Origin of the sequence: Streptomyces sp. AJS327 (genome assembly GCF_013450295.1) — a bacterium.
Classification (GTDB): Bacteria; Actinomycetota; Actinomycetes; order Streptomycetales; family Streptomycetaceae; genus Streptomyces.
Genome location: NZ_SKBR01000004.1, coordinates 395085 through 414320, shown reverse-complemented (window position 1 = coordinate 414320; position 19236 = coordinate 395085). Strand labels below are relative to the sequence as shown.

The 19236-nt window shown below is 67.0% G+C and carries 15 protein-coding genes, 1 tRNA gene and 2 pseudogenes; 10 read left to right on the top strand and 8 right to left on the bottom strand.

Annotated elements, in window-relative coordinates; genetic code table 11:
• Window positions 1-74 (top strand) — tRNA-Thr (locus E0L36_RS23670).
• A gap of 132 nt (window positions 75-206) precedes the next feature.
• Here the strand turns inward: E0L36_RS23670 and xerC are convergent.
• Together xerC and E0L36_RS23660 are read right to left on the bottom strand one after the other, a co-directional pair.
• The gene (xerC, locus tag E0L36_RS23665; protein WP_180931304.1) at window positions 207-1784 is read right to left on the bottom strand and encodes a tyrosine recombinase XerC; all 1578 of its coding nucleotides are present in this window, start codon (window positions 1782-1784) and stop codon (window positions 207-209) included.
• A complete protein-coding gene (locus tag E0L36_RS23660; RefSeq protein WP_180931303.1) occupies window positions 1781-2446 on the bottom strand; it encodes a helix-turn-helix transcriptional regulator in 666 nt (221 codons plus the stop codon). Before E0L36_RS23660 ends, xerC begins: the two co-directional genes overlap by 4 nt.
• Before the next feature lie 98 nt (window positions 2447-2544).
• Between E0L36_RS23660 and E0L36_RS23655 the strand changes: the two genes are divergently transcribed.
• The 4 genes and pseudogenes from E0L36_RS23655 to E0L36_RS23640 all read left to right on the top strand — a co-directional run bounded on the left by E0L36_RS23655 (window position 2545) and on the right by E0L36_RS23640 (window position 6877).
• Window positions 2545-2781 (top strand): hypothetical protein, encoded by a 237-nt coding sequence (locus tag E0L36_RS23655; RefSeq protein WP_258016528.1) that lies wholly within the window; start codon window positions 2545-2547, stop codon window positions 2779-2781.
• A gap of 550 nt (window positions 2782-3331) precedes the next feature.
• Window positions 3332-4474: a DUF3631 domain-containing protein gene (locus tag E0L36_RS23650; RefSeq protein WP_219637053.1), complete on the top strand. Its 1143-nt coding sequence runs from the start codon at window positions 3332-3334 to the stop codon at window positions 4472-4474.
• 264 nt (window positions 4475-4738) lie between these two features.
• Window positions 4739-5173, top strand: a complete 435-nt coding sequence (gene mobC, locus E0L36_RS23645) for a plasmid mobilization relaxosome protein MobC (RefSeq protein WP_308416900.1) — start codon at window positions 4739-4741, stop codon at window positions 5171-5173.
• A 4-nt stretch (window positions 5174-5177) separates the two neighbouring features.
• Window positions 5178-6877 (top strand): annotated as a pseudogene (locus E0L36_RS23640) (relaxase/mobilization nuclease domain-containing protein).
• A gap of 48 nt (window positions 6878-6925) precedes the next feature.
• On the opposite strand, the gene E0L36_RS23635 reads toward E0L36_RS23640, so the two are convergent.
• Genes E0L36_RS23635 through E0L36_RS23615 form a run of 5 tightly spaced genes read right to left on the bottom strand, consistent with a single transcriptional unit; the run spans window position 6926 to window position 11446 of the window.
• Window positions 6926-7444: an ATP-binding protein gene (locus tag E0L36_RS23635; RefSeq protein WP_180931301.1), complete on the bottom strand. Its 519-nt coding sequence runs from the start codon at window positions 7442-7444 to the stop codon at window positions 6926-6928.
• A 38-nt stretch (window positions 7445-7482) separates the two neighbouring features.
• Window positions 7483-8358 (bottom strand): glycosyltransferase family 2 protein, encoded by an 876-nt coding sequence (locus E0L36_RS23630; protein WP_180931300.1) that lies wholly within the window; start codon window positions 8356-8358, stop codon window positions 7483-7485.
• Window positions 8359-9588 carry a glycosyltransferase gene (locus E0L36_RS23625; protein WP_180931299.1) on the bottom strand — a complete coding sequence of 410 codons (1230 nt, stop codon included), beginning with the start codon at window positions 9586-9588 and terminating at the stop codon, window positions 8359-8361.
• Window positions 9585-10289 carry a hypothetical protein gene (locus tag E0L36_RS23620; protein ID WP_180931298.1) on the bottom strand — a complete coding sequence of 235 codons (705 nt, stop codon included), beginning with the start codon at window positions 10287-10289 and terminating at the stop codon, window positions 9585-9587. The genes E0L36_RS23625 and E0L36_RS23620 overlap by 4 nt, the downstream gene beginning before the upstream one ends.
• On the bottom strand, window positions 10286-11446 hold the full coding sequence (locus tag E0L36_RS23615) for a glycosyltransferase family 1 protein (RefSeq protein ID WP_180931297.1): 1161 nt from the start codon (window positions 11444-11446) through the stop codon (window positions 10286-10288). The genes E0L36_RS23620 and E0L36_RS23615 overlap by 4 nt, the downstream gene beginning before the upstream one ends.
• A gap of 147 nt (window positions 11447-11593) precedes the next feature.
• On the opposite strand from E0L36_RS23615, the gene E0L36_RS27170 reads away from it, so the two are divergent.
• The 4 genes from E0L36_RS27170 to E0L36_RS23600 all read left to right on the top strand — a co-directional run bounded on the left by E0L36_RS27170 (window position 11594) and on the right by E0L36_RS23600 (window position 17754).
• On the top strand, window positions 11594-12568 hold the full coding sequence (locus E0L36_RS27170) for a helix-turn-helix transcriptional regulator (RefSeq protein ID WP_219637003.1): 975 nt from the start codon (window positions 11594-11596) through the stop codon (window positions 12566-12568).
• Window positions 12565-13134 (top strand): peptide deformylase, encoded by a 570-nt coding sequence (locus E0L36_RS27165; protein WP_308416898.1) that lies wholly within the window; start codon window positions 12565-12567, stop codon window positions 13132-13134. Before E0L36_RS27170 ends, E0L36_RS27165 begins: the two co-directional genes overlap by 4 nt.
• Before the next feature lie 315 nt (window positions 13135-13449).
• On the top strand, window positions 13450-13764 hold the full coding sequence (locus tag E0L36_RS23605) for a trypco2 family protein (RefSeq protein WP_219637002.1): 315 nt from the start codon (window positions 13450-13452) through the stop codon (window positions 13762-13764).
• 9 nt (window positions 13765-13773) lie between these two features.
• Window positions 13774-17754 carry a hypothetical protein gene (locus tag E0L36_RS23600; RefSeq protein WP_180931296.1) on the top strand — a complete coding sequence of 1327 codons (3981 nt, stop codon included), beginning with the start codon at window positions 13774-13776 and terminating at the stop codon, window positions 17752-17754.
• A 237-nt stretch (window positions 17755-17991) separates the two neighbouring features.
• Here the strand turns inward: E0L36_RS23600 and E0L36_RS28020 are convergent.
• Window positions 17992-18342 (bottom strand): annotated as a pseudogene (locus E0L36_RS28020) (site-specific integrase); the annotation flags it as partial.
• A 44-nt stretch (window positions 18343-18386) separates the two neighbouring features.
• Here E0L36_RS28020 and E0L36_RS23590 point away from each other — a divergent pair.
• The gene (locus E0L36_RS23590; protein WP_180931295.1) at window positions 18387-19184 is read left to right on the top strand and encodes an SDR family oxidoreductase; all 798 of its coding nucleotides are present in this window, start codon (window positions 18387-18389) and stop codon (window positions 19182-19184) included.
• Window positions 19185-19236 lie beyond the last annotated feature (52 nt).

Here is a 19236-nt window from a genome sequence, read left to right as displayed (position 1 = left end):
GCCGCCTTAGCTCAGTCGGCCAGAGCGACGCACTCGTAATGCGTAGGTCGGGGGTTCGACTCCCCCAGGCGGCTCGGTTGAGGGTCAGGTCAGACACCGTCTGACCTGGCCCTTTGTCGTGCGCGGGGGTATCGGCGCATGACGAGCCGGGCCCGCCGAGGGGCCGTGCGTGAGCGATGCGTGAGCGGGAGCGTCCCGAGCTGGGGCTACACCTTTGTGGCCTTGCTCTTCTTCTTGGCCTTCCTCTTCCGGTCCGTCTTCCCCTTCGCGGCCTTCTTCGCCTGTGCCTTCCGCTGGATCGGGACCAGGCCGGCGGCGGCTTCGGCGGCGTCCTTGGCAACCTCGGGGAAGACGCTCTGGTAGATGTCCCGCGTGATCCGGGTGTCGCTGTGGCCGAGCGTCTCGGACACGACCTTCACGTCCACACCGGCCGCGAGCATGAGCGTCGCTGCCCCGTGCCGCAGGTCGTGCAGGCGTATCGGCGGGAGGCCGAAGGAGGCAACGAGCCGCTCGAAGCGGTCCGTGATCTTGCCGGGGTGCAGCCAGGAGCCGTCCTCCTGCGTGAAGACGAGTCCGGTGTCGACCCAGCCGGACGCCCATTCCTCGCGCTCCGCGCGCTGGCGCTTCCGGTGCTGCTTGAGCACGCTCACGGTGTCGTCATCGAGCGCGACGGTGCGGAAACCGCTGTCGGTCTTCGGGTCGGACTCCTCGACATCCCAGCCGTCCTGCACCAGCTGAGTCGACACCGTCAGGGCGTACTTCTTCAGATGGGTCTCCGACCACATCTGCCCGCATGCCTCACCGCGACGCAGTCCGCGAAGGGCAATGACGTGCCACATCGCGTAGAGCCGGTCGTCTGCCACGTGATCGAGGAAGGCGCCGGTCTGCTCGGGAGTCCAGACCATGACGGGCGAAGGCTTCTCGCCGGTGGCCTCCCACCTGGCGACGCGTTCGTCAGTCCACACCAGCGCCTTCGGCTTGCGCGCCGGGTCGAGCTCGACGTGCGCGGCCGGGTTGAAGGTGATGATCTGCTGCGCCATGGCGTCGTTCAGCGCGGCGCGGAGCGTCCCGCGGATGCGTTGGCGGGTGGCCGCGCCGGTGGTCCGGCGGAACGGAGGCATCTCGTCGATCGCGGCCCTCATGGCCTTGCGACGGGCGCGGTTCTCGACGCCCTTCCACGGAACCGTGGCCAACTCGTCTATGGCAGCCCGTCGCTGGGCGTTCTGCTCCAGGATCTCGGCGTTGCCGTCCGAGATGGCGGTGAACATGTCCGAGAGGTGAGTGACGCGGAGACGGTCGAGTCGCCGACCGCCGATGTGCGGCTTGAGGTGTACGCGGATGTCGGTCTCGTAGCGGGTGACGCTGGACTTGCGTATGCGCTTGGAGGCTAGCCAGCGGTCCAGCCAGTCGGCGACGGTGAGCCGACCGATCAGCTCCTGACCCGAGTTGAGCCGACGTCGGGTCTCCTCGACATCGGGCAGCGGTGACTTGTCGTCGGCCACCTCTTCGAGCATCTCGGTGATGAGGGCGATGCCTTCGGGGTCGTCGCCGTCGGGGATGTTGAGAAGCGCGCGGACGTGGTCAAGTTCAGCCTGGGCGGCTTTGAGGGTCTCGTAACCGGCGCGGTTGAAGGCGCGTCGGGTGCCGTCGTCGTGCGGCGGCAACTCTTGGCGGATGGAGTACGTGCCGTGCTTCTTGCTCCTGCGCTTGGGGCAGGCAGTGCCGAGGGGCTTCCCGGTCTCGGGGTGGCGGCAGTAGCAGCGGCGGTAGGTGGAGCCTTTCAAGCGTCGTTCTCCTGAGGGGTGTTGCGGTCTTGCGGGGGTTCGTCGATGAAAGCGAGTTCGGGGGGCAAGCGCGGCACGTGGAGGTTCTCGCTGCGCATCTGGGCGCGGACGCGGCGGAGGGTGTCGTGGTCACCTTCCGCGAGCTGTTCGAAGCGCTCGGCGGAGCGCAGTGCCTCGGAGCGCTGCTGGGGGGTGGCGGCGTTGCTGGCCTGGTAGCGGTGGAGAGCGACCTTCCTGGCGGCTTCGTATGCGGAGCTGAGGGCCGTGTCGTGCATGCGGTAGATGGTCAGGGGCCAGTTGCCGAAGCTGCTGCTGTCCTCGCCAGTGAACCAGCGCAGGGCGTCCAGGGGCTCGTCGGCTGACTCCAGGGGGATCGACTGGTACTTGGCGATGTAGCCGACGGGAACGATCAGGCAGATCGGGCTGGTGTCCAGCGCTTGGGCGAGGACCATGACGTCCGTGAGGGGAAGGGAGGATCTGCGGCCTGCCTCCATGTTGGCGATGACGTTGCGGGGGACTGGGTGGCCGATCTCCGCGCAGGCGTCGGCGAGATCCTGCGCGCTCATGCCCATCTCCTTGCGCCGACGACGTACTTCTGCGGCCACGGTGGCGACGACCTGCGTCGACCACTCGGGAACATCGTCCTCATCGTGTTGTGTCATGGCGACACATTAACTCTGCCTATGGTCTTTCTCGTACTGCTGGAGGCAGGCGCGTTCCGTGTGTTTGCCGCCCGTCCGTGATTCGAAGGGAGTCCTGCATGAGCAGCGACCGAGACAACCCCATCCGCGGTCGTCGTGAGATGAGTCAGGCCGAGCTGTTGGAGCTGCCTGCCACCGTCGACCTGGAAACTGCCAACCGGGCTCTGGGGTTGGGGCGGAGCAAGGGGTACGAGCTGGCGAAGCGAGGCGAGTACCCGTGCCGTCTGCTGAAGCTCGGCAATGCCTATCGCGTGGTGACGGCGGAGCTGCAGGCCCTGCTGGGTCTGGCTGCCTGAGTGCCGGATGCTAGCTGACAGTCCTGTGTGGAGGAGACACAGAATCGCTGGACTGTGGATCAGTGCAGCCGTATGTTGCTCGTCGCCGCTCGTCAGCGGCAATGGGAAAGGCCCCCGGCGTTCCCGCGCCGAGGGCCGATGACTCCCCAACTGATCGCCCATGCCTGAACGATGAAGACGGTGGTGCGGGGCTTGCCGGCCCCGCGCCACCGGGTGAGGAACGTCTATGGATGAGCCTACGACGACGCCCCTGGAGGGCGCATCCCCCAACTCTGCGTGGCCGCCGGTCGCTGTCCCCGGAGAGGGCGGTGGTCCGCACGCGGCTCGGGCGGACGTGCTCGGCGCGGACCGGTCCGCTGCGCGTGCGGACCAGCGGACCGAAGAGGCGGACCGGTCCGCTGAGATACCGGGCCGGGCGCGGACCGGTCCGCTCGTTGGTCCGCAGGTGGACCGTTTCGAATCTTGCGGACCGCAAATCCCGGACGCTGTCGACCCGTCCGGTCCGCGGAGTTCGGTCAGGAGTGGACCGGAAATCCCAGGCTCTGATGGGCTGTCCGGTCCGCAGGAGCCGGACGGACCAGCGGACCGGTCCGCCGGTGGGAGCGAGGGCGCGGTGCTGCTGGATGAACTGCGGTCGGTGCTCGCCCAGTACGTGATTCTGCCGAGCCGCGAGGCCCTGGATGCGATCACGTTGTGGGTGGCCGCGACACATCTGCAGCCCGCGTTCCAGCACGCGCCGCGTCTGGCGGTGGTGGGTCCGGCGAAGCGGTGTGGGAAGTCGAGGTTGCTGGATGTCGTGACCGAGACGGTGCACAAGCCGGTGATCACGGTCAACGCGAGTACGGCGGCGATCTTCCGGTCGGTGACCCAGGAGCCGCCGACGCTGCTGGTGGACGAGGCGGACACGCTGTTCGGCAGCCCGAAGATGGCGGAGAAGAACGAGGACCTGCGTGGTCTCCTCAACGCCGGTCACCAGCGCAACCGGCCCGCCCTGCGGATCGCCGGACCCGAGCACAAGCCGGTCGAGTACCCCACTTTCGCCATGGCTGCGCTGGCCGGGATCGGGGACCTGCCGGACACGATCATGGACCGGGCGATCGTAGTGCGGATGCGCCGCCGTGCCCCGGGCGAGAAAGTCGCCGCTTTCCGTGCTCGACGGGACACCCCGCACCTGCACGTGCTGCGTGACCGGATCGCCGCCTGGAGCACGAACCTCGTAGAGGCGGCTGCCGAGTTGGAGCCGAAGATGCCGGTCGAAGACCGGGCAGCGGACACCTGGGAGCCGCTGGTGGTGGTCGCTGACCTCGCCGGTGGTCACTGGCCGGTCACCGCGCGGTCAGCGTGTGCCGCGATGTCCGCGTACGAGGCCGGTCAGGACGAAGAAGGCGGACTGAAGATCCGCATCCTGGCCGACATCCGCACCGCCTTCGCCTCCTGCGGTGACCCCGAAGCCCTGGCCACCACCCGCCTGCTGTCTGTCCTCAAGGAGGACCCCGAGGCCCCGTGGGCCGATTACGGCACCAGCGGACTCTCCCCGCGTCATCTTCAGCTGCTGCTGAAGGACTATGGGATCAGCTCGGCCAACATCCGCTTCCCCGACGGTACCCAGGCCAAGGGCTTCGCCCGGAACAAGTTCCTGGATGCCTGGGCCCGTTACTGCCCCAGCACTGCCCCGGCCCCGGCCGGGCCCTGACCGGCACAGACCGGTCCCAGTGGTCCCCGCGCAGGTCAGCGCGGGGACGACTTTCTTCCCCGCAACGAGTCCACTCGTCACACGCCACGTAGTCGTACCTGTCCTGACCAGGCACGGAACCAGTGGGACCAGTGCGACACCACCCCGCCCAGGAGCCGCCCTGCCATGCCCCAGCCCGACCCTGCCCACACGCACACGACCCAGCCCACCGACAGCGCAGCAAGTTGTCGGGTAAGGAGTCCTTACCCGAGCCCCGCCCCAGGGGTGGCGGGGCAGACCGGCCCGGGGGTGCCGGTCGAGGGGGTGTTCGCCGCGTCTCCGCGCCGTCGCCTGCGTCAGCCTGCCCAGCGTGATAAACGTGTCTGCCCGCGCTTCAGCGCCGACGAGTACGCAGAGCTCCACCAGGCCGCCAGCGCCAGCCGGATGACGGTCGGCGGCTATCTGGCCGAGGCCGGTCTTGCTGCCGCCCGCGCGGAGAACCCCGAGGCGGCCGTGGCCGATTACCGTCGTGCGGTGCGGGAGCTGATGGCGTCCAACCGGCAGGCCGCCGCGGTCGGCAACAATCTCAACCAGCTCGCCCGCCACCTCAACTCCGATCAGGCGCTACCCGAACGTGAAGCCGTCCATAGGCTGTTGGCGCGGGTGCAGGACGTACTCGACGAGGTGGACTACGCGGTCGAGTACCTGGTGCGGCGGTGACTGCATGATCCCGAAGATTCTCACCGGCAGGACCAGCAGCACCGGCCTCATCCGCTACCTGTTCGGTCCGGGGCGGGCCAACGAGCACACCGACCCGCACCTGGTGGCGTCCTGGAACGGCTTCGCTCCCGACCCCGGCCGCAACCCGCAGCACACCACCGCCCGGCTTGCCCGCCAGCTCGACCAGCCCGTGAAGGTGCTCGGCGACCGCGCACCGAAGGACAAGGTGTGGCACTGCCCTGTGCGCGCCGATCCCGGCGACCGGTACCTGAGCGACGCGGAGTGGGCCGAGGTCGCCCGGCGGATTGTGCACGCCACTGGCATCGCTCCCAACGGCGATCCAGAAGCCTGCCGTTGGGTGGCCGTGCGCCATGCGCCCGACCACATCCACATCGCCGCCACCCTCGTACGCCAGGACGGCAAACGCCCCACCCGCGACTTCGACCGCAAGAACGCCCAGGCCGAGGCCCGTCGTATCGAAATCGACTATGGCCTGCGCCGCCTCAACCCTGGGGACGGGGGGAGTGCGGCCAAGCGGCCCACCAGCAAGGAGCACTTCAAGGCCCGCCGCACCGGCCAGGCACAAACCTCCCGCGAACTTCTCCGTGCCCGGGTCCGGCAGGCCGCCGCAGCAACGCGCAGCGAGACCGAGTTCTTCACGGCTTTGGAAGGCATGGGCATCAAGGTCCAGATCCGGTACGCGCCTTCCGGGGACGCGCTCGGTTACAAGGTCGCGTTGCCCGGTGACAGCAACAAGGCTGGTGAGCTGGTGTACTTCTCCGGCTCCACCCTGGCCCCGGATCTGTCGTTGCCCCGTATCCGTGAACGCCAGACCGCCACCGACACCACTCCCGGTCGGCGAGCTGTACGCCGTACCGATCCTTGGCACCAGGCCACCGCGAGCATCGACCGCATCCCCGCTGCGCTCGCCTCCGACGAAGCTCCCGCCGCCCAGGCCCACCTCGCCGCTCTCGGCGAGACCCTCGACCTCCTCCCCGCCGTCACAGACCGTGGGGCACTGCGTTCCGAGCTACGGCAGGCCGCCCGCGGCTTCGAACGCGCCACCCGCTCCCGCATCCGCGCCGACCACCAGCACGTCCGCGCCCTCCGCAACGCCGCCAAGGAGCTGCTGCACACCCCGAGCGGGGACGGCTCCGGGCTTGCCATGCTGCTCAACGCCGCCGTACTCGCCGTGATCGCGGCAGCCCGCTGGCACGCCTCCCAGCAGCATGCCCAGCAGGAAGCCGCAGCTCGCCAGACACTGCATCACCTTCAGGCGGCCTACCAGCAGGCAGCCACCCAACCGCTGACCGAACTCCGCCGTCACACACCCCGCAGGACACTGTCCGCCGCTACGCCCACCACATACGCCAGACCACCCCCGACCACGCCGAGCGCATCCTCACCGACCCCGCCTGGGACGCACTTACCGCTGTGCTCGCCGACGCCGAGCAAGCCGGCCACAATCCCGCCGAACTCCTCCAACACTCGGCCCGGCAGCGGACGCTGGACGACGCCCGCTTCCCCGCCGAGGTCCTCACCTGGCGCCTCCACCGCCTCGGACAACGCCCCGCACCCAGCCCCCGAGCCCAAGCCGCACGCTCCCGCAGCACTCGCGCAACCACCGCTGCCCCACAGCCCGTCCGCGCGACGGCTGTCCCGCAGCAGCCCGTGCCCACAGTCACGCACCGGCGCCGACGCTGAGGCACCCACTGCGCGGTGGCTCAGGGCTTACACGCCCGGAACAACCACTCAGCGGGCCTGGGCGAGTTCTGTCACGAGTGCGTCCACGTCGCCGGTGTAGACGATGACGTCCTCGTCGTCGGCCGGGGGGTCGAAGCGGGCGAAGAAGTCGTCGAGGGCTTCGGGGGTGACGGCCAGCGCGTTGGCGTCTTCGCGCTGGTTGCGTTCGGCAAGGCGACGCAGCAGTTCTGCGCGGTCGGCGGGGAGGTAGACCACGAGGGTGTGGCCGCCCGCTTCGCGGGCGGCTCGCTCCCAGGCTTCGCGCTCGGTACGGCGCCAGAGCCCGTGGTCCAGGACGACGTCGTGACCGGTTTCGATCTCCTTGATGAACCGTTCCCGGGTCGCTTCGACGACGGGCCGTTCGCGTTCGAAGTAGGTGTGCTCGGGATAGTCCACGCCGTAGCGGCCGTGGAGGCGGTGGACTTCCTCGTCGACGGACAGTCGGACGTAGCCGTGGTCGGCCAGGACCTGGGCGACGGTGGTCTTCCCGGAGCCGGTGAGGCCGGCCAGAAGTACGGCGAGGGGCACGTGCCCATCCCTTTCGCGGCGAGCGTGCGTGAACGCGGTCATTGTCGCTGATCCTGGCCGGTGCGTGCGTGGGGCCGCCAGGCGGTGACGATGCTGCGGGCCTCGGCGGGCCAGTTATCGGGCATCCGGTCCAGGGTTACCCGGCGGAAGGTGAACCGCGGGTCGCTGGTGTTGATCACGCCGCCGTGGCGGCCTACGTGGGCCAGCAGGCGGCCGGCCTCGTCACGGACAGCAGGGGTGTGTTCCTGCCAGGTGCCGGTGGTGAAGTGCCGGACGCGGCGGCGGAGATCATCCAGGACGCCTGATCGCCATTTGAAGTGGTGGACCGCGCAGATGTGGTCCGCGTCCGGACTGTGGCCGGGGGCCCGGTGGTTGCCGGAGGCCAGGGGCACGTCGTGGCGGGCGAGGACGATCTTGCGGGGGTCGCCGTGCAGGAGCCGGTGGGTGAGGTGACCGCCGAGGGGATACGCGAGATCCAGGCCGCCTTCGGGCCTCCAGCCGGTGAGGCGGCCGCTTGCGGTGACGCGGTCGAGCATCAGGCCGCCGACCACGCGGTGCCCGGACTTCTCGGCCTGGGTGATCACCTCGCTCAGCGGGGCGGGGTACTGCTGGAACTCGTCGGCGTCTGCGATCAGATGCCAGCCGGCCCCGGCACGGTGCCGCAGTGCGTCTCGGAGCTGGGTGTTGGTGTGCTCGTGCCATGGGCCGACGGATGTGCCGGTCGGGATGATGCCCAGCTCGCGGACGGCGGCCTGGAGTTGGTGTCGCTGTTCGTCGGGGACGTGGTCGGGGAAGTGGAAGGCGATCAGGAACTGTTCGATGCCGAGCCACCGGTAGTGGCGGACCCAGGCAGTCAGCAGGTCCGGCTCGACGGGGCCGATGACGGCGACCAGGGCGGGAGGGGTGCACGGCATTCAGGACTCCTTCGTACGGAGTGCGGTGAAGGTGCGGGTGAGGAAGTCGGCCTGTTCGGTGGCCGAGTGCATCCCCAGCAGAACGGGGGCGTCGGGGCCGGGGCGTGTTGGCGCCTGGCGGGCGACGTTGTGCAGGGCCTCGGCGAGGGCGTCCGGGTCCCCGGCGGGGAAGGTCAGGGCCCAGGGCAGACCGTGTAGGCGTGCGGTGAGGGCCGAATCGTGGTCGGAGACGACCAGGGGGACGCCGAGGCGGGCGGCGTCCATGACGAGCCCGGATTCCTTGCCGGTTCCGGGGTGGCGGGTCACGAGGGCGGCGTCGGCAGTGGCGTAGACGAGCCGCAGCACGCCTTCGGCGACGGGGCCGGGCACGGTGTGCAGGTGGACACAGGGCAGGGACCGCCACCGTTGCAGTGCCGCTTCGTCGAGCGGGGCTCCGGCGACCACCAGGTGCAGCGGTTCCTTCAGCCGGGCCAGGGCGGCGTCTATGACGTCGATGTCCTTGTACGGCCACCAGCCGCCCACCAGGCACACGACGGCTGCGTCAGCCGGGATGTCGAAGGCCGTCCGGCTGCCCTCGCGTTCGGCGTCGGTCAGGCGGTGGCCGTCGTCAACGGCGAAGGCCCGTACCACCGCGGGCAGTTCCGGGAAGGTCGCGGAGATCTGCCGGCCGACGGCCTGTGTCGGATACACCGCGACCACCTGCTTCTCGCCCCGGCGGGCGAGTCGGCCGAGCAGTCGCACGACGGCGTCCTCGCTGGTGACGGCCTCGTGGACGAACCGCAGGTGCGGCAGGCCGCCGAGGAGTGCGGCGGCCCCGTGCAGGGCCTCGCTCGCGGTCAGGATCACCACCGCCTCGGCGTCGGGCTCGTGTCGGCGGGCTGTCCGCAGGGCGGAGGCTTCGGTCAGGCAGCGGGCGATGAGGGTGATCTGGTGGGGCAGCCGCCGCAGGGCGCGGGGCCAGCGGCGCGAGCGGAAGGCCCGCTGTCCGGCCCTGGAGAGCACGGACGCCCGCCGGGAGGCGGCCAGCAGGGCGCGGGCGGGGAGTCCGGACGGTGCGGTCACCAGCCGGGCCCCGGCCTCCCGCAGGGCCGCTGCCGTTTCGGGGGCGGCGTCGTGCGGGGCGATGACCAGGCTGTTCGGCCTCGCTTGGGCCAGGGCCGTCAGTGTGCGCTGGTGGTGTCCGCCCAGGCGGTCGGCGTACGGCTCAATGAGCATGAGGGGGCAGGTCATCCGGAGACCACCTGATCCCCATGGGCAGCGGTGAACCGGTCCCGCAGCCAGGACGGATCGTTGAGATCGTCGAACCGGCTCACGTCGCGGGCAGCCTCGCGAGCGAAGGCGACGCCCTCGCGAGCCCCGGCGGCGGCGTACGGAGCGAACTCGCCCTGCTCGCTCGTCGTCCATGCCTGAACCCGCTGTTGGGCGCCGTCGTTGGCCATGCCGTACTCGCTGCCGCGGGCGAGCATCGCGCACTCGCGAAACCCGGCCTTCCAGGCGTGGAAGGGGGTCTGGTTGAACCGTGTGACGCCAGCGGTGTGCCCGGCGAACTCGATGCGGCCGGGCAGGGCCGCGAGCACGTCCACGGCCTCGCCCATCTCACGCAGGGCACTGCGGCGGATCAGCTTCAGCCCGCCGTAGCCGTAGGTCAGACCGTTGACCGGGTTCACCGCCCGCCACACCCGCATCGACACGCCCTCGTCGAGCGGGGCGACGGCGGCCGGGTCGAAGTCGGTGTGGATGGCGAAGTCGCCGTCGGCGAGGAAGAACTGGTCGCGATCGACGATCTCGGCGCACAGTCGGTAGGCCCGGCGCATCCCGTGTACGCCGTGCAGGCGCTTGACTGTGCCGCCGAGGGTTCGCTGCACACGAGCGTGCAGGGAGGGGGCCATCGGCTCGTCGTAGGAGAGGAAGACGGCGTCGAAGTCGGTCACGAGAGGGCCTCCAGGTAGCGGGCGGCAACCAGGGCAGGGGCGAACTCGGCGGTGGAGGCGTGGGCACGCTTGGCGTGCAGGGCGTGGAACTCGTCGTCCACAGCGAGGCGTTCAGCGAGGTCGACGGCCTCGGCCGGGGTGGTGAAGCACAGGTCGGGATCGATGTGCTCGGCAAGCCAGCCCAGGCGGGGCGAGATGACCGGCAGGCCCATGCCCTGGCAGTCGATCACGCTCATCGACCAGGGGCAGCCGGGGCGGAAGGGGGCGATGCCGAAGCGGGCACCGGCGAGCAGGTTCTTGTAGCGGACGCGGTCGCCGCGGTCGGAGACGACCTGAACGTGCGGCATGGCCGCAAGCTGGTCACGCATCTTCTCGGGGCTGTCGTCCAGGCCCGTGCGCTCGGCCCGGCGCTTGCCGAACAGGTCCATGACCCGGAGCCGTACGGTGCCGGAGGCTGCCAAGTCGCGGGCCAGGTCGACGAACTGCTGGGTGCCGTAGTGCGCGTACAGCCGGTGGTTGTAGACCCCGACCGCCCCGGCGCTGTTCTCACAGCGGGCCGCTGCTGCGGGGTCGCGGACCAGCCGCTCATCGCGCGGGGCGGGGACCACCCGCAGCTTCTCGCCGAGATCCACCGTCACGCGGGCCGCGGCAGCCGACACCCAGGACGCGGCCGTGACCGAGTGGACCATCACCCGGTCACAGGCAGCCAATCCGGCAGCGAAGGCCAACAGCACCGGCCGTCCGAGCCCCGCGTCGTTCACGGACGGGTCGAGCATGAGCTGACCGCCCTCGGCGAAGGAGAACGGCAGGTAGTGGCAGTACCCGGCCAGCACCGCGGCCGAGCCGGCCTCCAGCAGAGCGGTGCGGATCGCCGGGGCCTCCTCGATCTGGTTGGCCACCACCGCGTCCGGCCTCTCCGCCCGGATCAGTGCCACCAACTCCTCGACGTCCGTGGAGAACCGGGCCCGGTACTTCGTCCCCGGCACCTTCGTCCGGTGGAAGCCGCAGCGGGCATCCCCGGCCGCTGCCGGGGCCGCGACGGTCACCTCCGACCCGGCATCCGCCAGGGCCGGGGCAAGCAGGTCCGCGAAGATCCATCCCGAATCCGCCGAAAGCCGGTCGGGGTTGGAGATGTTGAGCAGGTACAGCACGCGCATGATGCCTCGCCTCCCTCATCTGCCCGGAGGGTCTATCCGGGCTGGTAAGGGAAGGAAAACGGCGACGCGGGCCGTGACGGGATGATGAACTTGGATCACTCACGGTTCATTCATGCTCACCAAATCGATGACGCGGGCGGGGCTTCGATGGACGCGCACGACGAGGACACCACCGTCGAGCAGGCAGCCGCGGACTACGCGGCCGAGGTGGCGCGTTGGCGGGAAGTACGAGGCATGTCCAAACGGGCGTTGGCCCTGGCCATGGGCTTCGACCCGTCCTACGTCAGCCACGTCGAGTCAGGCCGACACAAGCCCAGCGAAGAGTTCTCCCGCCATGCCGACGAAGCCCTGAACGCCGGAAAAGCGATCTGGCGACGATGGCTCGACTACGAGCAGGCCCGAACACGGTCCCGGCGCCCGCCCGCAGCTCCGCCCGCCCCACGCAGGCCCGAGCAGCCGTACGCCACCGGCTCCGCCCTCGTCGTCGAGCACGACGCCGCCCGGCTCCAGTACGACGGCAGCTCCTACCGGCTGACCATGCGGCGCCGGCTGCGGAACACCGGCACTGAGCCAGTGACTCGCTACCTGATCCGCATCTCCGTCGACCGCTACCCCGGGGCGCCGGAGCGGTCCAACGCCCATTACCGCGCCCACCCGTTGACCTGGGACGAACTCGACCTCACCGCCACCTGCCGGGGCGAGGCGATGCGGTGGCAGGCCAAGCACGACCGCGATGCCTTCAAGGAGGTCTGGCTGCTGTTCGACAACGAGCACGGCCGTTTCCCGCTCTACCCCGGCGAGTCCGTGTGGATCGAGTACGCCTACTCCGTCGGCGACGACAAGTGGGGCCACTGGTTCCAGCGCGCCGTTCGCCTGCCCACCGAACAACTCGAAGTCCAGCTCGCCTTCCCCGCCGCTCTCGACCCGGTCGTGTGGGGCACCGAGACCTCCATGACCGCCGAAGCTTCCCCGCTACGAACCCCGCCCGTCCGTAGCGACGACGGCGAGCTACGGCAATTCACGTGGACCACGGCCACACCCGCCTTGCACGCTCGGTACCGTCTGGAGTGGCGGTTCCGGGCACGTCCCGAACCCAACACGGAACAAGGGGAGTTCAGGTGATTGACGTGCGACCCAGCCAGCGCATGCGAGACCTCGGCATCGTCCAGCACGATGCCCGCATCCTCGCCGAACCGGCCCGCGCCTTCGACCTGCCCACCGAACGCGAAGAGGCCGAGCGCATCACCGACGAACTGTTCGCCGCCATGGAGCGGGTCGGCCAGGTCCACCCCTTCGCCAAAGGCATGGGCATCGCCGCCCCGCAGATCGGCATCGGCCGCGCCGCAGCCGTCGTCCAACCGCCCGGCGACGCGCCCGCCATCACCCTGCTCAACCCCCGGATCACCGGCCACTCCGACGAGACGGACGAACAGTACGAAGGCTGCCTGAGCTTCTTCGACGTCCGCGGCCTCGTCCCCCGCCCCCTGAAGATCACCGTGGAGACGACGGCTCTGAACGGCGCAACCGTGACCACCACCTACGAACGCGGACTCGCCCGCCTCATCCACCACGAGATCGACCACCTCGACGGCCTGCTCTACACCTCCCGCATGCGGACCGGCGTCGACCCGCTCCCCGTCGAGGAGTACCGCCAGACTGGCCGGAGCTGGGCATACGACGGTTCCTGACCCCAGGAGCCCGATGACGGCGGAATCGGGACACGATTAGGGGTTCAATTGCCCTCTGAGCAGCGAATGTCGGGCGCCCAGCATCTCTGGCCGGTTCCTACGCTCGCTGGGCGGCAAGACACGCACGCCGCGCTCGCCCCCGCGCCCACGCCGCCGGACAAGGACCACGGCCACCCGGCACCGCCGGTGCTGACCGGCGGAGTCGGCCGTCACATCTTCCTGCCCACTCACATGGCAAAGACCCAGACGGGATGCTTGGAATCTCGTACTGTGATCGTCTCGGTATCAAAGGCCAACCGTAGGGAGACGGCTCTGATGGCAGATGAGGCGTGGGTGGGATTGGCTGATGCTGTCCGTGGGGTACGGGCGGAGCTAGCTGCAGCCCAAGCTGAAGGCGCGGAACAGGATCTCGGCTTTGAGGTCGGCCCTGTGGAGCTGGAGTTCGCGGTGGATGTACGGCAAGAGAATACGGGCGAGGCGAGGGCCCGTGTTTACGTGCTATCGCTCGGGGCGAAGGGAGTAGAGAATCATGGGGCCACGCATCGTATGAAAGTGACACTCAACCCCAAGGACAGGCAAGGCAATACGCCACGAATTTCCAGCCAGGCTGACAGTATCCCAACACGCTGAGGTCGACGTATGCGTGTCGAGGCAGTTGCGGAAATTTGGGTTCGAAAGCCTGAGTCAGGCTGGCAAACTGGATCGGGGTATCTGATTGCTCAGCGACTACTGCTGACTGCAGCGCACACCCTGTCCTCAGATGAGGTAAAAGTACGCCTATTGGGAGACGGCGTGCTGCGGAAGGCGCGGGTCATCTGGCAAGGAGCCGGATTACTGGATGCCGCGTTAGTAGAGATTATCGACCCTAACCTTGAGTTGGCCTGGAAACAGCCTATCCGGTTCGGCCGATTCATGAGCTCTTCTCCCAGAGTGGACTGCGAGGCGGTTGGATTCCCAGATTCAGCGATGGCATTTGAGGGGCCAGAGCAGATTCGTGACAGCGAACATCTTAGCGCTTGGATCAATCCCTTAGCTCGACGTAAGCAGCAACTCCTCGACGTTCGTCTGGACAATTGGCCAGACAGCGATTCAGGTGAACCATCACGCTGGTCAGGAATGTCTGGATCGGCATTGTGGTGCGGAGATCTACTCGTGGGCGTAATCGCTTGGGATACTCCAGCGTTCGCCCAGCGTCGGCTGACAGCAGTGCCACTACACTCCCTGAGTGCTCAAGACGGATTCCGCCATGCGGTAGAGGCCCATACTGGACGCCCCCTTCGGCTTGAACCTGTAGAGTTGTGCGATCTGTTATTTCCATGGTATCCGGCCCAAGGGGCAGCATCCCCGGCCGGCCTCCTCCGTGCCGAACATGAGGTCGTTCCTTTCATCGGGCGTGAGGACACTATTAAGCAGCTCGCTGGCTGGTGTTTGGAACCGGCGTCGTTGTCTGCATGGTTGATCACAGGACCTGGCGGTCAAGGCAAAACTCGCCTTGCCCGTCGCCTTTGTGAGGAAATGGAGACAGAGGGGTGGGTGACGGGGCTCGTTGCCAACCAAGCTGATGTCGCCGCCCACCTGTCGACTCTTACTCGGACCACTTCACCGGTTCTCTTGGTCCTTGACTACATTGAAACAGGGCCCAACCAGGCACAACAGATTATCGACTGGCTTGCCGAACATCCACCTTTCCATCCAGTAAGATTGCTGTTGCTTGCTCGTGCATCCGGCGAGTGGTTCGCGCATTTGCACGCTGCTTCCGCAGCGATTCCGGGGGTTCTGCGATTCGACCCACTCACCCTACCCGGACTCGTCGAGACACCAGCTGGGCGAGAGCATCTCTGGCAGAGAGCAGTGGCTGCGTTTAGCGAAGGGCTCCAGAATCTGGGGTACGAGGTGCTGGAATCCCGACGAAAGCCCCTAGACTCATCAAGAGCAACAGCCGGTCAAGCACTCGCACTTCATGCATCCGCGCTCACTTCGCTGTTGCCCGAAGAAGCCCCTCGGGTATCCCCAGAGGAAGTCCTTCTTTCCCACGAACGGCGATATTGGAACCGAATTGCCGAGAGTCGCAACTTGGGACTGGGGCATGTTCGGCAAGTGGCGATGATGGCCGCTCAGCTCTGTGGGCCGACGCCACGTGCCGAGGCATTGCAGATCCTTGCAGCGCTTCCTGGTTTGGGAGGGGACGGAGCCGAGGAGTCCCGTCGGGCCCTGGCCGAATGGGTCGGAGATCTGTATCCACCTCGACCGGCTGGCAGTTCTCTGTGGGGAAGCCTCCAGCCTGATCCGCTAGCCGAGTGCTACATAGCAACTGCAGTGGCCGGCGAATCTGACGTGGTCACCAAGGTGATCACGGGCGCGGGCCCAGAGCAGCAGAGCCATGCAGTGACTCTGCTGGCCAGAGCCGCTGCTCGCCCTGGCGGTACCGCAGCCGCTGAGTCCTTGGCCCGTGCAGCTGCCTACAGCCCGATCGACCTATCTTCGGTCCTCATCGAAGCTGCGCGCCGTGTCGAGTCGCCGATGGCGCTGGTTGGTTCTCTTGAAGCGGCGGTCCATGAGTTACGCAATGAGATCAACTCCCTTGAGGAACTCTACGACAAGCTCCCCGAAGAGACCATTGCGCTGGCCGGATTTGCGGCTGAGTTGACTGCGAAAATCGTGGAATACTACCGAGAAAGCGGCGATAGTAAAGCGCTAGCTTCGTGGCTTAGCGATCACTCAGTCCGTCTCGGTGCTGTCGGCAAGAGGGAGGAGTCCCTAAAAGCAATCAGTGAGGCTGTGGCGCACAGTCGCCGACTCAGTAGCGTGGGCCCGGAAGAAATGCTTCAGCTGGCTGTTAACCTCACTAATCAGTCAAACAGCTTCGGTGAACTCGGTCTACATGAGAAGGCTCTTCAAGCAGGCGCAGAAGCCGTTGAAATCTTCAGCGGGCTGAACCAGGCTAGCCGCGGTCAATTTACTCATCGACTCGCTGACGCGTTGACCAATCAGGCTGCCAGTCTAAGTGCGCTGGGAGAATGGCAAGATGCTGTGAATGTCAGCGCTTCCGCATTGGGCATGTTTCGCAGCCTTGCCGAAGTTCACCCAGACTTGATGGTACCGAGACTTGCATTGGCTCTGGATAATCAGTCGAGAGCCTTTATGCATGTCGGGAGGAACGAGGAGTCCCTTGCTGCCATTGCGGAATCGGTCGAAATCTACCGGGGCTTGGCCGAGCGCTTCCCAGATCAATTTCAGGTCAGACTTGCGGCCTCCCTTAGTAATCAGTCGATCTGTCTAGGTCGGCTAGGGCGCCGTCAAGCTGCGCTGGTATCCATCTCGGAGTCGGCGGAGATCCGTCAGAAGCTGGCTGAGGAGCGCCCCGACATGTTTGGGCCCAGTCTTGCTGCTTCACTTACCAATAAGGCGCAAATCCTAAGAGAGAATGGGCAGTGTGAGATTGCTCTGCAGGCAAGTAGTGAGTCTGTAAGGGTATATCGAAAGATAGTTGATGGCGCGCCAGAGGCGTTCCTTCCCGAACTTGCGACCGCATTGGCTAATCAATCGTCTGATTTCAATTCACTGGAGATGTTGAGGGAGGCGCTTGACGCCAATGCTGAGGCTTTGGAGATTTTCGAGAGCCTCGCCCAGTCTAACCCTAAAGCATTCCTTTCGAAGGTTGCTGGGTTGCTAAACAATCAGTCCATTCGACTTCATCGGATTGGCGAGTTTGATGAGGCTGTCAAGGCCAGCACTCGCTCGGTGGAGCTCTTTCAGGCTTTGATGAAGGAGCACCCTGGAGCATTTCTTTCTGACCTTGCCTTGTCCTTGACTAACTACTCGAGTGACCTGAATGAAGTGGGTCGCGGGGTTGACGCTATTGAGGCTATATCGTCGGCCGTTTCCCTGCTGAGGAAACTGACGCGAAGCAATCCCGGTGCCTTCCTTCCTAACCTGGCGGGTGCGCTCGGTAATCAATCGACTCAACTGCGAAGTCAGGGCCGCCTAGAGGAGGCTCTTGCGTCCAGTGAGGAGGCAGTCGGAATATTTCAGGCGCTGTCCTCGGTCGAGCCGGATGCATTTGAGTCAGATCTCGCGCTTTCTCTCGAGAATCGTGCATCTATCTTGAATCTGCTTGAACGGGCGCAGGGCGGGTTGCGAGGAGGTATTCCAGGTGTCCAATGGACCCCTTTGCTTCATCCGTGCGGGTGTGTAATCGAATGGGGGTGGGAAAGCGATTCAGTGCCGCCGCCATTGTTTATTGATTGGTGTGTCTACGTTGTTGGGCATGCGTGCCCGTGGCATGGAGGAGAGGCGGGTCTGCCTACCTCGGCTCCGGATGGGGCGATCCTTGCTTTGCCAACTCGCGACTCGGGATTCGTCTTCTACGCGCGGTTGGCGACTGGAGAACAGATCGTCCTTGGAGAGTCACTCTCTGGCCAGTTGCATGGTCTGATGGCGAAGGCGGGAACTCAGGACCGCTCTGCATTGCTGGAGGAGATCCCACCTCGGTACCGCGAGTGGCTGAGCTCTCAAGGGCACGACCCCGTTGAGGCGTGGTTCGGGCAACGGCTGACCGACATCCTGCTCAACCGACGCACAGAGAGTGGAGAGGTATGGAGCCCTGGTGGTTCGGGCTGAACTTGGCCGCCGCACTACGTGAGCGATGCGTGAGCGGACGGTCTAGCACCCGTTGGACGGGGCGCCACGTCGCCGAGCCCTGCACGTCTCTGACCAGGCAATAACGGATCGATCCCGAGTACGAATCACCACCCGTCACGATCATTCCGGCCCTCGTAATGCGTAGGTCGGGGGTTCGACTCCCCCAGGCGGCTCACCAAAAGCCCAGGTCACCTAGACCGTGACCTGGGCTTTTTCTTATGCTCGGACCTTCCGGGGACGGAACTCGATGATCTTGGCACCTTCATGTGTGGCCGTCGTGTGGCCATCGTGCTCGACGGCCGCCTCTGCGATGTCCGCGACGAGCTTGTCGGTGGCCAACGTGGCGATCTCGTCGAGGGCGGCCTGCTCCTTCTCTGTCGGCTTGGGCTGACGGGCGGTGCCGCGCGGAACGATGGCCGCGGTTGCCTCGGCGGCCTCGGCGGCCACCTTCGGCATGACCGACTGATACGTGTCTCGCGTGATCCGGGTGTCGCTGTGGCCGAGCGTCTCGGACACGATCTTTGCGTCGACGTCGGCGGCGAGCATGAGCGAGGCAGCGACGTGGCGGGGAAGGGGGCTGTGGGAGCGGCGGGACCGTCAGGATGAGGGGCATGAGTGACGCGAGGCGGGTGGTGAGTCCACAGGAGGCGGGGCGGGAGGAGCGGCCGGTCGCCTTGGTCACCGGGGCCGGACGTTCGGCGGGGATCGCGGCGTCTGTGGTGCTGAGTCTGGCGCGGGCTGGCTGGGATGTGGCCTTCACGTACTGGACTCCGTATGACGCGCGGATGCGGTGGGGCGTGGATCCGGGGGCGGCCGCGGAGTTGCGGCAGCGAGTGGTGTCCCTCGGCGCGAGGACGCACGCGATCGAGGCGGATCTGAGCGACCCGGCCGTCCCGGGTCAGCTTTTCGACAGCGTCGAGCGCGAACTGGGTAACGTCACCGCGCTGGTGCTCTGCCACTGCGAGTCGGTCGACTCCGGTCTGCTGGACACCACCGTGGAGAGCTTCGACCTGCACTTCGCGGTCAACGCGCGGGCAACGTGGCTGCTGATCCGGGAGTACGGGCTGCGCTTCCGCGGGCAGCGCGGGAGTGGGCGGATCGTCAGCCTGACCAGCGATCACACCGCCGGGAACCTGCCCTACGGTGCGAGCAAGGGTGCGATGGACCGGATCACGCTGGCCGCCGCCCACGAGCTGGCCCACCTGGGCGTCACCTGTAACGCGATCAACCCGGGACCGACCGACACCGGGTGGATGACCGACGGACAGCGGGCGGACATGATTCGCTCCACGCCGCTGAGCCGCCTCGGTGTACCCCAGGACTGCGCGAACCTGGTCGTCTTCCTCTGCTCGGCGGAGGGCGGCTGGATCAACGCCCAACTACTCCACAGCAACGGCGGATTCGGGTAGTCAACCCTGCGAGAGGCGGCTCGCCGACCGCTTGGCGTGGGGAGCGGAAGTG

Coding starts and splice junctions, on each gene's coding strand:
- E0L36_RS23660 (WP_180931303.1), bottom strand. CDS start 2,446: ATGACACAACACGATGAGGACGATGTTCCCGAGTGGTCGACGCAGGTC.
- E0L36_RS27170 (WP_219637003.1), top strand. CDS start 11,594: ATGGACGCGCACGACGAGGACACCACCGTCGAGCAGGCAGCCGCGGAC.
- E0L36_RS23590 (WP_180931295.1), top strand. CDS start 18,387: ATGAGTGACGCGAGGCGGGTGGTGAGTCCACAGGAGGCGGGGCGGGAG.
- E0L36_RS23630 (WP_180931300.1), bottom strand. CDS start 8,358: ATGCCGTGCACCCCTCCCGCCCTGGTCGCCGTCATCGGCCCCGTCGAG.
- E0L36_RS23615 (WP_180931297.1), bottom strand. CDS start 11,446: ATGCGCGTGCTGTACCTGCTCAACATCTCCAACCCCGACCGGCTTTCG.
- E0L36_RS23625 (WP_180931299.1), bottom strand. CDS start 9,588: ATGACCTGCCCCCTCATGCTCATTGAGCCGTACGCCGACCGCCTGGGC.
- E0L36_RS23605 (WP_219637002.1), top strand. CDS start 13,450: ATGGCAGATGAGGCGTGGGTGGGATTGGCTGATGCTGTCCGTGGGGTA.
- E0L36_RS23600 (WP_180931296.1), top strand. CDS start 13,774: ATGCGTGTCGAGGCAGTTGCGGAAATTTGGGTTCGAAAGCCTGAGTCA.
- E0L36_RS23655 (WP_258016528.1), top strand. CDS start 2,545: ATGAGCAGCGACCGAGACAACCCCATCCGCGGTCGTCGTGAGATGAGT.